Source organism: Nostoc piscinale CENA21 (assembly GCF_001298445.1).
Lineage (GTDB): Bacteria > Cyanobacteriota > Cyanobacteriia > Cyanobacteriales > Nostocaceae > Nostoc_B > Nostoc_B piscinale_A.
Genome location: NZ_CP012036.1, coordinates 614,424 through 627,460 on the forward strand (window position 1 = coordinate 614,424; position 13,037 = coordinate 627,460).

General features: G+C 38.4%; 13 protein-coding genes. 3 read left to right on the forward strand and 10 right to left on the reverse strand.

Annotated elements, in window-relative coordinates; translation table 11 throughout:
• Positions 1-194 precede the first annotated feature (194 nt).
• From ACX27_RS02730 to trxB, 4 genes are all read right to left on the reverse strand, one after another.
• Positions 195-1,103 (reverse strand): ROK family protein, encoded by a 909-nt coding sequence (locus tag ACX27_RS02730; protein ID WP_062288078.1) that lies wholly within the window; start codon positions 1,101-1,103, stop codon positions 195-197.
• A gap of 40 nt (positions 1,104-1,143) precedes the next feature.
• Positions 1,144-1,344 (reverse strand): hypothetical protein, encoded by a 201-nt coding sequence (locus tag ACX27_RS02735; protein ID WP_062288081.1) that lies wholly within the window; start codon positions 1,342-1,344, stop codon positions 1,144-1,146.
• Between the two features lie 85 nt (positions 1,345-1,429).
• Positions 1,430-2,326: an ABC transporter permease gene (locus tag ACX27_RS02740; RefSeq protein WP_062288084.1), complete on the reverse strand. Its 897-nt coding sequence runs from the start codon at positions 2,324-2,326 to the stop codon at positions 1,430-1,432.
• 149 nt (positions 2,327-2,475) lie between these two features.
• Complete coding sequence (gene trxB / locus ACX27_RS02745) at positions 2,476-3,846, reverse strand: thioredoxin-disulfide reductase (protein ID WP_062288089.1); 1,371 nt, start codon at positions 3,844-3,846, stop codon at positions 2,476-2,478.
• A 487-nt stretch (positions 3,847-4,333) separates the two neighbouring features.
• Between trxB and ACX27_RS02750 the strand changes: the two genes are divergently transcribed.
• A complete protein-coding gene (locus tag ACX27_RS02750; RefSeq protein ID WP_062288092.1) occupies positions 4,334-4,858 on the forward strand; it encodes a type IV pilin-like G/H family protein in 525 nt (174 codons plus the stop codon).
• 80 nt (positions 4,859-4,938) lie between these two features.
• Positions 4,939-7,170, forward strand: coding sequence for an O-linked N-acetylglucosamine transferase, SPINDLY family protein (locus ACX27_RS02755; RefSeq protein ID WP_062288094.1), 2,232 nt, complete (start codon positions 4,939-4,941; stop codon positions 7,168-7,170).
• A 258-nt stretch (positions 7,171-7,428) separates the two neighbouring features.
• Here the strand turns inward: ACX27_RS02755 and ACX27_RS02760 are convergent, their stop codons facing one another.
• Complete coding sequence (locus ACX27_RS02760) at positions 7,429-8,370, reverse strand: glycosyltransferase family 8 protein (RefSeq protein WP_062288098.1); 942 nt, start codon at positions 8,368-8,370, stop codon at positions 7,429-7,431.
• Positions 8,371-8,629: 259 nt separating this feature from the next.
• Positions 8,630-8,761, reverse strand: coding sequence for a hypothetical protein (locus ACX27_RS34770; protein ID WP_256364376.1), 132 nt, complete (start codon positions 8,759-8,761; stop codon positions 8,630-8,632).
• A gap of 233 nt (positions 8,762-8,994) precedes the next feature.
• On the opposite strand from ACX27_RS34770, the gene ACX27_RS34775 reads away from it, so the two are divergent.
• On the forward strand, positions 8,995-9,129 hold the full coding sequence (locus ACX27_RS34775; RefSeq protein ID WP_256364377.1) for a hypothetical protein: 135 nt from the start codon (positions 8,995-8,997) through the stop codon (positions 9,127-9,129).
• A 148-nt stretch (positions 9,130-9,277) separates the two neighbouring features.
• Here the strand turns inward: ACX27_RS34775 and ACX27_RS02765 are convergent, their stop codons facing one another.
• From ACX27_RS02765 to ACX27_RS02780, 4 genes are all read right to left on the reverse strand, one after another.
• The gene (locus ACX27_RS02765) at positions 9,278-10,192 is read right to left on the reverse strand and encodes a hypothetical protein (protein WP_062298095.1); all 915 of its coding nucleotides are present in this window, start codon (positions 10,190-10,192) and stop codon (positions 9,278-9,280) included.
• Between the two features lie 942 nt (positions 10,193-11,134).
• Positions 11,135-11,335 carry a hypothetical protein gene (locus ACX27_RS35130; RefSeq protein WP_335337753.1) on the reverse strand — a complete coding sequence of 67 codons (201 nt, stop codon included), beginning with the start codon at positions 11,333-11,335 and terminating at the stop codon, positions 11,135-11,137.
• A gap of 564 nt (positions 11,336-11,899) precedes the next feature.
• On the reverse strand, positions 11,900-12,421 hold the full coding sequence (locus tag ACX27_RS02775; RefSeq protein WP_062288101.1) for a hypothetical protein: 522 nt from the start codon (positions 12,419-12,421) through the stop codon (positions 11,900-11,902).
• An 88-nt stretch (positions 12,422-12,509) separates the two neighbouring features.
• On the reverse strand, positions 12,510-12,950 hold the full coding sequence (locus ACX27_RS02780) for a hypothetical protein (protein ID WP_062288104.1): 441 nt from the start codon (positions 12,948-12,950) through the stop codon (positions 12,510-12,512).
• Positions 12,951-13,037: the final 87 nt, after the last annotated feature.

Below are 13,037 nucleotides of genomic sequence, written 5' to 3' on the forward strand. Positions count from 1 at the left end.
CCTGACATTTCAAAAAAAAATTGATTTGTTGGTAATAATATTTCAAAAAAAAACTTGATGTGTCAAGAAAGATTACTTCCTTCTTGCTAGAAGATTACCGAGAAAAATTTTAGGCTCACGCAAAGAGCAAAATTATAGTTAATCTGAGACAAGGAGTGGGAAAACTGCTCTGCATGAGGTAATTTATCCAGCAATTATGCAAAACTCTCAATTTTGACACAACGCTCCCAGGCTAACTTTGCTGCACCTACCATTCCCGCAGAGTTACCCAATTCAGCAGGTAAAAGTTGTAAACCAAAGCGCGAAGTCGCCATAACTCGACGTTCAATTTCTGCTTTGGCGGCTGGGAAGAAAAATTTAAAACTAGCACTGACACCGCCACCAATCACGATCGCTTCTGGTGTTAAAACATAAATTAAACTGGCTAAACCTGTTCCCAAATCTCTGCCATATTCTTGCCAAAAAGCCAGAGCGTCACTATCTCCCGCCTCAGCTAAAGCGCCTAATTCCGCAGGTTCTTTCCCAGTGCGGCGACGAATGGCAATGATTGAAGCATACTGTTCTAAAGAGCCTTGATTACCACTGTTACACATTGGGCCGTTAGGGTTGAAGGTGATTAAACCGAGTTCGCCACCTGCGCCGCGATGTCCGACGAACAATTTCCCATCCAGAATAATTGCGCCACCAACCCCGGTTCCCAAGGTCAACATAATAAGATTTTGCCAGTTACGACCGGCTCCTAACCAAGCTTCGGCGACTCCTGCACAGTTGGCATCGTTAGCAATGACAGTTGGTTTGCCTGTTTTGGCTTCTAACCAGTCAGCTAAAGGGACATTATGCCATTGGGGTAAGTTAATGGCGATTTGGGCAATGCGTCCTGTCGCGTCCGCCGGGCCAGGAGTACCGACACCAATAGCAATAGTTTGATTATCTGGGTCTACTTGCGCGATCGCATCTACCATGACACTCAACACAGCTTCTGGAGTTGCTGGTTGGGGCGTTTCCACCTTTAATGATTGCAAGCAAGTACCATCTTGGCTGAACCGCCCTAGTTTAATTGCTGTTCCCCCGACATCAATGCCAATTACTTCTGGTTTAATCACAATTGCATATCCCGCATTTCAGTTGTGATACAGAAATGTATCACTTGTGCTTGTCTGTGATGTAATCGGTTGATTCATCAGAACGTAAAGACGCAACTTGCAAACTAGTATTTGGGTAATAATTAACACCTGATTGTCCCTGGGAAGCTGCAACTGGTGTACCACTCAAAATACCAGCCAGAGCAACAGAAAGCATGAATCCACCCGCTGCCGCCGCAATTAAACTAAGGTTATCTTTCACACAAATCTCTCAGTAAACATTACAAATTTAGTCAAGAGTCAAAAGTAACTAAAAAATCAATATTCAGACTTTATACTTCAGTTGACTATTTCCGAATCCCATTTTCTCCCCGCAAACGAGGATTGACAAATTCATTTAACCCCTCACCAAGTAGGGATAACCCTACTACCATTAATGTCATGGCTAAACCAGGAAATAATGTAGTCCACCAAACCCCTGTGGGTAGGGCTTCGAGGGCTTGTTTTAAATCATGTCCCCATTCTGGTACTTCTTCCGGTAGTCCCAGCCCCAAAAAGCCTAAACCGCCCAATACTAAAATTGCATCGGCGGCATTGAGGGTAAATAGTACAGGTACGCTTTGAATGACGTTGAAAAATAAATAACGCGACAGCACAATCCAGGTAGAAGCGCCCATTGCTTGTGCTGCTTCGATAAATACTTCTGTTTTTACACTCACTGTATGGTTGCGAACCACGCGGTAATATTGAGGGATGTAAGCAATACTAATAGCGATCGCAGCATTTAATATCCCTCGCCCCACCACAAAGGCCAGCGTCACAGAAAGCAATAACCCCGGTAAGGTATAGATGCTATCCATCAGAAATAGCAGTATCTTGTCTAACCTACCGCCAAGATAACCACTCACCATCCCCAACGGTACACCAATCACCATACTCAGCGCCGTGGCTAAAATCACCACTTGCAAAGCAGCTTGAGCGCCAAACAAAGTACGTGAAAATACATCATGACCCAAGCGACTAGTACCAAACCAATATTTGGCTGATGGTGCTTCTTGAATGGGGTTAGCAAGAAAATCTTTGGGGTTTTGTAGCCATCCCCAAGCCTGCAATACAGGGGCAAAAAATGCCAAAAAGATAAAAAATAGGGTGATGGCTAACCCAATAATCATTAATTTCTGGGAAAGGTTCGGATTTTTGGCAAAACGTAAAAAAGTTGGCAGCTGACGTTTAGTTATGGTCATGAGCGATCGCCTGCATTCAGCAAGATACGCTGACCATTGTACATAGGGGAGTGGTGAGTGGGCATTAATCAAGTCAAAAGTAAAAAGTAAAAATGTAAAAGAGTAAATTCTTTTTAACTTTTGCCTTTTGCCTTTTGACTTCCTACTCCCTAAAGGTTGCTTTCAATCAACTGGCGGTACTCGCTCTTTTGTTTCACGCCTTTGATTTCTTTCAACAGTTCTTTGTCTTTGAAGAACTGTACTGTTGGTGTACCTGTTACTCCAGCATTTTCGGCAATCTCGCGGTCTTTATCGATATCAATTTCCACAAAGTGAATTTTGCCGTCGAATTCATCCACGACTTTATTAAGTATGGGTTTGAGGGTATGACAAGGGCCGCAACCAGGAGCGACGTATTTGACGATTAGCAGGCGATCGCTTTCATGGAATAATTTGCGTAAAGCATAACCACCTTCATGACGTGTCGCCTGTAAATTAAACCCAGCTGCTTCCTCTGCTTCCGTTTTCTTTTGGGCTGGCTGAGTTTCTAACTCATTATTGATTGTTGGCTCTTGATGAAACTCTTGAATTAAACCATTAGAAGATAACCAACGTTCTGTCAACAATGCCGCCATACAACCAGTACCCGCAGCTGTAATTGCTTGACGATATTCATGATCCTGCACATCACCAGCAGCAAAAACACCCTCAACACTGGTTTCTACAGAGCCATGTTTTGTGACAATGTAACCCACCTCATCCAATTCTAGCTGTCCCTTAAATAAAGAGGTGTTGGGCGTGTGACCGATCGCATAAAATAAACCCTTGGCGTGAATTTCGCTTTCTGCACCCGTTTGATTATTGCGAACTTTCACCCCATCCATGTGACCATTGCCAAACACATCCACAACTTCTGTGTTCCAATGCACTTGGATTTTCGGGTTACTCAAAACTCGGTCTTGCATAGCTTTAGAAGCCCGCATCTTATCAGACCGCACCAACAAGTTAACCTTGGAACCATATTTAGTCAGATAAATTGATTCTTCTGCGGCTGAGTCACCAGCACCAATTACCGCCAACTCTGCACCGTGAAAAATTGGTGTTGCACCATCACAAATTGCACAAGCAGAAATTCCCCGACTCCAAAACTGGGGTTCACTAGCTAAACCCAAACGCTTGGCTGTTGCACCAGTGGCAATAATTAAACTGTGAGCTTTAACTTCTCTTTCTTCGGAACGCACAGTAAACGGACGCTGGCTTAAATCAACAGATATCACATCTTCAGTATGTAACTCAGCCCCCCAACGCTCGGCCTGTGCCTTCATTCGATCCATCAGTTCTGGCCCTGTAATCCCTTGAGGGAAGCCAGGAAAGTTTTCTACTTCCGTCGTTGTCATTAGTTGCCCACCCGGCAACCCCCCAGCTTGGAAACCTTCAAAAACAACAGGTTTCAGGTTAGCTCGTGCTGCATAGATAGCAGCTGTGTATCCTGCTGGCCCGGAACCGATAATCACTACGTTTTCTATTGTTGGGTTAGTCATACACTTATACGAACTCATAATGACTACGCTTAATATAGCATAGCAGACCAATTCAGTGGAATCAAACCCCCATACCATTTTAGATTTTGGATCAGGAATTACTTTGGGTGTCTGAGTTCTGGAAAACCATCTGTCTCATTTTTCTATTAGTCATTTGTATCTAAGTAGGTCGTCGTGAATATTTATCGTCAGGATAAGGCAGGAGGCAGGAGTAAAGAGGCTTTTAGCTTAGTTAATCTTTCGTAACATAGTTAGGTTTTTTCCCATCGACTTACTTATAAAGGACAAGTGACTAATGACTGATGACAACTTACACACATACCATCTCTTAATCCAATTCCTTTTTCCAGACCGTAATTTAACGGTGCTGCCACAAGTATAAGAAAGATTTTTTACCAGAAGTGATAGATCGGAGATTACAAGTGGGTAAGTTACAACTAGAACTCACCAATCAACGTTCGTACCCCGAACTTTCAGGAGAAACCCCATGCTCAAGCCAGAATTGCAAGCTAAATATCTACACTATCTCAGCAACCGTAAGAACAAACAAGAAGAAGGTTTTACACTCATTGAACTGCTGGTTGTAGTAATTATTATCGGTGTATTGGCAGCGATCGCGCTACCTTCACTACTCGGTCAGGTTAACAAAGCCAAGCAAGCGGAAGCTAAAAACAACATTGGTTCAATTAACCGCGCTCAACAAGCTTACTTCCTAGAATATCAGCAGTTCACAACTGAATTAGTTCAGCTAGGTGTTGGTATCAAAACTCAAACAGAAAACTACATCTACTCCAGTGCTATCAACATTGGTATTGTTAATAACAAAGCCACATCCACCAAAGCAGCACTAAAATCCTATCTTGGTCTTGTTGGTACTCAAGTAGGTAACGTCCAAACCAGTGAAGCATTAACGGTTGCTTTTGCTTGTGAATCTAATAGCCCCACCACCGCTGCACCAGGTAACGCAACTGGTTTAGGTTGTATTGCTAACTACAAATCTTTAGCTAACTAAAACTCAGTTTTCTAAATTTTTTCTATGAGTGAGTAGTGAGAATATCAACTACTCACTTTGTTTTATTCAGGAGATTTCCAATGATCCCAACTTTAGCAACACACACTCCAGATAAATTACAGCAAGCTTATCAATATTTAATTCAATGCAGTTATGAGCAAGCAGTTTGTTTATATGAACAAATAATTCAAGCTGAACCAGAAAATAAATCTTGTTATTGTTACTTAGGATTAGCTTTATTATTACAAGGAAAAGTTGCAGAAGCCCAAACCACTTGGCTAATAGCTATGATGGAAGATGATGAAACTCAAGCTGCTGATTGGACACAAGAATTAACAGAAGTTTTAATCGGAGAATCTGTCAGGCGTGAAGCCATAGAAGAATATTCAAATGCTGAAATAATTCGCCAACAAATCAAAGAATTTTCTCCAACAAATATTAGCAACTTATTGCATCTTGTACAGTTAATTATTCAGCAAGAAAAATATATAAGTGATGAATTAATAGAATTAGAAATAATTACATTACTTCAGTCTGAACCCCCCGTAGAAGTTGAATGGGAGATATTAAGTGCAGTTTTACAGGCTGTTTTAGATGTGGCTCCCTTACATCCATCATCTTTATCATTAGCTGAAGTTTGTCTCCGCTATATTCATGAGCAATATCAGGCTGATAATTTTATTAATATTTTAGTGCCAATAGCTATTAATACTGCCTATTCTTTAAAACAAGCAGATATTGGTGCAAGTTATTTAAAGTTAGGTTTAAAAATAGATGGAGAAAATCGAGAGCTTTTATTTTATATTACAGGTATTTATTATGTACTTGGTAAATATCAAACGGGAATAGAAACAGCAAAATTAGTCTATTCTTTATCTGAAGAATTGCCAGATATAGTTTTTGCAAGTTCCTTAATTTTGAAAGGTTTAGTTAGTTCCGGAGGAAGTAATTGGCAAGCCGCTTGTGTTGCTTGGGAACAGCATGAATCATTATTAAAAGCTTTGGTTTCTGAGCGATCGCTAAGTATTACCCCACTCCAAGTATCTCGAATTTTCAATATCAATTACTTTACTCCCTACTTTCAAGATAACCCCAGAGAATATAGAATTCTTCGCAATCAGTTAGCGGAAATTTGTCAAAATAACCTAGCAATTACTTATCAAACAGAAGTTGCAAAATATCAAGCAGATCGTTCACAGCAAAAAATTGCTAATAAAAAACTTAAAATAGGTTACTTATCTCACTGTTTAAGAAGCCATTCTGTTGGTTGGCTGACTAGATGGCTAATTAAATATCATGACAGAGAACGCTTTGATATTAATGCTTATTTGATTAGTTGTGAGCCTACATTTGACCCTTTACACGACTGGTATCTGACTCAGTTTGACCATGTTTATAAAAGTGAAAACCTAAAACAAGTTACCGAACAAATTTATCAAGACGAAATTGATATTTTAGTTGATTTAGATAGTATTACCTTAGACTTAACTTGTGGCATTATTGCCCTCAAACCTGCGCCGATTCAAGTAACTTGGTTAGGTTGGGATGCTTCTGGAATTCCAGCTATTGATTACTTTATTGCTGATCCTTACGTATTGCCAGAGTCAGCAGATGAATATTACAGAGAAAAAATCTGGCGTTTACCTCAAACATACATAGCCGTTGATGGTTTTGAAGTAGGTGTACCTACTCTACGCCGCGATGATTTAAATATTCCTACTGATGCTGTAGTTTATTTCAGCGGACAGCGAGGTTTTAAACGTCATCCTGATACTGCACGCCTGCAAATGAACATTCTAAAAGAAGTACCTAATAGCTACTTCTTAATTAAAGGCGATGCCGATGAAGAATACATCAAAAGCTTTTTTTATGAATTAGCAACAGAAGTAGGAGTCGAAATTGAGCGGTTGCGTTTTTTACCAGGCGCACCATCAGAAGCGGCTCATCGGGCTAATTTAGGCATTGCAGATGTAGTTCTAGATACATATCCTTACAATGGTGCGACAACGACTTTAGAAACTTTGTGGATGGGTATTCCATTAGTGACAAGAGTTGGCGAACAATTTGCCGCACGTAACAGTTACACTATGATGATTAATGCTGGCATCACTGAAGGTATTGCTTGGACAGATGCAGAATATGTCGAGTGGGGTGTGCGCTTAGGTAATGATGAAAATTTACGCCAGCAAATAGCCAGAAAGTTGAAAGCATCTCGCCGAACTTCGCCTTTATGGAATGGTAAACAATTTGCTCGTGAAATGGAAAAAGCTTACGAGCAAATGTGGCAGAAGTATATAGGGACTTCCACTTAAAAAGATATACTATCACTGTGTAGGCAGGGAGCGGGGAGCAGGGGGAAAAAGAAACAAGAAAAATACACTCCCTCGAAAATTGGATAATTTATTTTCTGTAAGTTCCATAAGCTCTGGTGTTACTCCTAAATAAGCGTGAATCATAGAGCAGTGTGCATATTCGTAGAATACTGTAGAGACGTTACATATAACGTCTCTATATGATTTTGGGTTTTATGCTCATATCTCATTTACCCAAAATACGCTTTTTGAGCTTGACTACAATTTAGAAGTATTGAGTAAGGTGAGTTTACCAACTTTTCGCCCTAACCTCCTCCAATAAGTATCTCGCCATCCTTTCCAAGATGTCATATCAAGATACTCAAAAAACAAATGTTTTTTTGGATGTTGGCATTCTGTACGTAATCCTGCATACCAGGGTTTAGGCGCATTAGTAAAATGAATAATTCCAGGATGATTCAATATTTCTTGAAGTACATTTTCTGGATATGGGCTATCTTCTGATGATAGATAATTATAAACTTTCGGCATTTGGTTCCATTTGGGGTGAAGTTCTCCCCATTTACCAGCTATAACTGCGTTTAAACCATCTTGATCATCAGGTGAATATTCTATATTGTCTCTGAGATAATTGATAACTTTCAATCCAAGATTTTCTGTGCGCCATTTATCTAAATTAATTACTAAAAGCCCAGAATTGAAATATTTAGTATCTGGTGATAAGCTGTGGTCTTGATAATTCCTTAATCCTTGAGACATTGATATATATAGTTGTACATCATCTTGTACCGCTAATACATAGTTATCGGCAATATCAATATTCCATAGTTCTTCTAAGTCTCCTGTGACAACCATATCGCTGTCGAGATAAATTGCTTTATTGACTTCTTTTGGTAAAAATTCAGTAATTAGCAATCGATAATAGCAGCTAATTGTGAGATGTCTAGATAAAACTAAATTTTCAAATATTTTGTTGTCTGGTTGTACCCAAGAAATATTTATCTGTTCGGGATTGAATGATTGAATTATTTTAAGTTTGTTGGATTGACTAATACCGCCATCGATAATTAATAGTGAAATTTTACGATTACTTTTCAGATTTGCTAAAGCTGAACGGACTGTGACAGCTAAAGGCATTGCGTAGTTATTATCAGCAGCACAAACGAGAAAAATTGGTTGAGGATTGAAATTAGCCAGCATAAATTTGACTACCAATTGTTGTAGCGTGAGAGTTTGATGATTAGATAAGTAACTGCTGTACCAAAAAATATGAAGTTCTAATGGTACATAAAAAGCTATTAATGAGGCATTATTTAGTGCGTTGCATTGTTACTAATGCAACTTACTCACACAAAACTATCAGCCATTCATGATGGCAAAGGTGAGTTTTTCTATTTATATGCCGTTGATGCTATTCCTCAATAGGAATAGGATTTTTTGCCAGTAATTTGATAATAAATCAGGGTGGAGTGTCTCCAACTTCAGCCATCACATTAAAATTCACCATTGGAGCGAATAAATAAACACTACCGCGATTAATGTAACGGCTTAGTTGCAGCCAGTTTTTAAATTCTGCTGCGATGCTAATCATGAATAAGAATTATATTTTCAGTGTGTGGCTTGATAGTTACACGTTTGTGTACCTTTACCATCCTAGAAGATAATTACAAAATTTTTTCTCAAGAATCAGTCAAGTTTTCAAAAAATCTATAAAGCATAAAATCAATATTTCATTATGATTTATCTCGAATTTATTTATGTTTTTTAGAGCACAGATTATTGATATTGATTGCGTATACCAAACCGAAGTCATTATATTAACTAATGATCACTGATAAGTTTACTGGCGTGGTGATGTTTTGGCAAAAATGCGATCGCCAGCGCACACCGCACCTACTCTACAATAAAAAAGGCGGAAATACCGCCACGTCACACTTACACCTTGCTTTATCTGAATAAACTCAGTTTGACTGATGAAAATGACATCTTGATGACAAAATTGTGTCATTTCATAACAAGTTATATTGCTTCTACTTCAAGCAAAAATTAATAATTTTTTAGTATTTGTTACAAATGAGATTTACGGTTATTCACAAAGAGTTGTAGCTTAGGAAGGGCTTTTCTGAGCTTCTTTTTGAGCAGCTTCACTATACTTCCTATATAGTTCAGTACGAATCTGCGCTTCTCGATAGCGAGTGTGATTTGGTGGTACTGCGGCCATTAAATCAGATGCACGTTGCCATTTAGCAGCTAAATCTAACCACTGTATTGAAGTTGTAGCTGTTTTGCCATTAATGGTAGCTTGATTGGCAATTCGCACGGCTGAACCAAAAGGATCATTGACTTCTTCAGGATCGCCAAGATTATTTTGAGCGTTGTTAACTCGTGCTGCTGGTTTGTTTTCTTTGGGGTTGGCTGTAGTAACAGGCTTAGTGGTTTCTAATTGAACTAAGATTTTTAGTCTATCACCCAACTGAGCGTATACAAACCAACCCAATAACAACAGAAAGCCCAGACTTACAACTGTTGGGATTCTGGTTTTGGGTAAATATCGATATTTATTTCGGTTGATGAGTACAGAATTACGCGAAGATTGAGTTTTGAGCAGAGTTGATTGTGTTAGGTGAGTTGTAGCTTGGGCGAAGTCTTGAATTAGCTGCTTAACTATATGGGGTTGCGCTAAAGTAATTTCCTGTGACCAGAGTAATTGATTTCCGGGGTCGAGAGAAATTTCTTTGAGCCAAAGTAGCTGTTCTTCCCTAACAATGCGGCTATTAATATTGACTCTGTGAATATTACGTGGTGCGATCGCTTCCAGAATTTTCTGGATTTGTTCTACTAGTGTTGATTGTTCCAGTTGCTCTATTTTAGATGCCTCACACAGAAGTTGTAAGACTCCATCAGCGAAAATAGCTCTAGTTCTGACACCAGAGTCGGCTAACTTTTCGTTTAACAATTGAATGATTGCAGCAACACTACCCTGGTGAGCTTGCCAAGCAATATCATTTATCCGATCTACCATTTCTAGCATTTGAGTTTTCGTGATAGCTTTTTAACCCTGATTTATGACCAGACGGGGATACTAAGGCTACGGTTCTAGGGAACTTGAGCTTGTCTTTAGATTTTATGAGTAAAAAGACAAGTTGCCAAATAAAATCTTTAAAATTGGAATCCTTCTACTTTGGATAAGAAAAATCTAATAATATCAGTCAGTGTACCCCTATTCTGAGTAAGTGATTAATTATGAAGTTATAAACATCACTTCTGTAGTATAAAGTTCTGTCCGTCTAAATAGTATCAGGATCAATACTTAGCCATCTCTACTTTTCTAGTAATTTTTCTACCTAAATCTCCGGTACCGGTTTGATTATTATTGAGTTTCGGCACTACTCCTGCTATTTTTTCAGTAATTCAGTAGCGTTTTTTTCTGTACCTGCTCAATCAACCCTAATTGATCATTCCTTTACTTACCAAGATAAATGCAAGGGTTCATACTGAATTAATATGATTATCTTATACACTTAGTGCTTATTCACCGTTTCCAGACTGCACAGCACAGGAAATTTTAGAAACCACACCGGAACTATATAAGTCACCAATAAAGAACCGATTAAAAATTGCTGGAACCCTGAATGAGAGGAATTTATTTATTTCAGCCTTTTTATATTAGTACAGGAAGGCGTAAATAGAGCAACCATACTAAATCCAGTGAAAAGCCTATTTGATAAGCTTTTTGACCGTTAACTTTTTATTTTTGACTTCACGGCTGTACTAGTCTCTTTTCTGAAATGATGGTTTTTAGGGTGATTTCTCTTTTTTGTCAGAAAACTCTGTGCAATTTTTAGCTTCATCAGTCAGCACAATAGAAGGTTGTACTGCACATTTAAGATAATGATTATTAGAATAAAATCGACAATTCTTGCAAGGAACTTGATGCAAGTTATTGACGCTGAATACCATTTTATTATCTAGAAATCTCTTGATTTTTCTTAATATCAAGAAAAAAAATTACCCAACCAAACAGCAGACCGATAGGACTTAAGTATAATGTTGCAGCCGGAACATTTAAGTTTTGAGATTGTGTTTTCTCGGTTTGATAATCACGGCGGCTTAAATAAGCATTATGGATTTCTATTGTTTTTTTTACTTCTGTTTTGGTAAGCATAATCTGAGTATATATATTGGTACTATTTTGAAATTTTTTGAAATTTCATTTCTTAGACTTCTGAATTTATTGCCTATATACACCATAATTACCTATGTAACTCAACAGGAGTCAGAATTCAGTATAAATTCTTTACGATGCTGTAGATGAATAAATTGGTTTAAGACACAGCTAAATTTAAAATTTAGCTGTCTACAATTAGTGGAGTATTCAGAGTCGGCACTAATGGATTCTGACTTCTGAGTTCTTCTGCAAACATATATAAATATTCTATGAGACAACTTGTGATACTAGGCCTCTTTTTTAAGACTCTAATTATATATTTAGCGGAAGAAAAATCCTCATGTCTCTGCCGAGAGTTTTGATTATTGTTAATGGATATATGTCAAAAGAAATAAGCTCATTGTTTAGGTTACTATAAACAAATTTATGTAAAAAATGTAAAATATTTTTTTGTTTAGATTTAGATTTTTAATATTTTATTAATTTATTTAAACTGATGGTTGAAAAGCCATAAAAAAAAGGTGGTTTTACCCACCTAACTGTCTTACTCTCCAGAAAAACTTATTTATGGTTGCCTAACCATTTAGCAGCTGCAATACCTATAATTGCTGCAACCACAGGGTTACTCAGGAATTTAAGAATACCTGGTTGCTCTGCTAGGACTTCGCGGAAAATATCTGGATGGTTATGATAAGCAAAAGAAGCAAGTCTGCTGACATCATCAGCACTCATCCGGTTCGGGTGGTGAGTAGAAAGGCCTAGCTGTTGTTCTAAATGGCGCTCATCCAAACCTCTACCTTTCAAATGTTTGAAAAAGGCGCGGGCAACATCATCTCTTTCATTTGGTTTAATTTGAGCGATCGCCTTTTGTAATTCTGGCTCCATTTGGCTGCTAGGAATGCGCTCTGGATGAAGAGAACGACCAAATAATTGACGACGCTGATCTGTAGTTGTGCGTTGAGCGAAATCGTCAAAATTATCGTATTGAGTAGCTGCATTAGTTGAGGGATCATCTAATGATTCCACATCACCTTGAGCTAAATCTTGCATGATTTGTCTTCTGTATTCTTCGCTGGTTGACACTTTTTTATCTCCTTATTCAAAATCAAGTTCCGAATTTTCTCTGCAAAATTCTGGAATTGTTAGGTTTCAATTCAATCAACAACCCTAATTAGCTATACTTCACTTGATTAGTCTGGACATCGTATTGAGTCGTCAAAATTAACTTTTTGTCAGGGCCGTAAACCAAAACAGTTAAATCTTGATTCGGGAAATTTTTCCGAAAGCCTTGAACCAAAGACTTCGCTAAAGGTCGAACTTCATTAGGACGAACTTCACGAGCAATTACAACACCTAATTTGTTGTTATCTCTCACATAAGCGTCTTTGATTAAACCTCTAGAAGTTTGCACTACCCAGTCACCAAAAGTTTGACCACCAGGAGTATTACCTCTTTCTAGTTCGCTGTAAGTGACATCTCTTCCAATTACAGGCGGATTTGTTGTGCGGTCAGCTTGGCTGACTGTAGCGCCACCACAGGCGGTAGTTAAGGTTAAAATTACAATTAAAATACCTGCGATCGCAGTTTTGCGAATCTGCTCCAGCGATATCATTATTTCACTCCCAAAATAAACCTTTTAAATAAGTCAAATTACTTGTATAGGACTTACGCATCAAAATTGTGTATGGAGATTTGATGG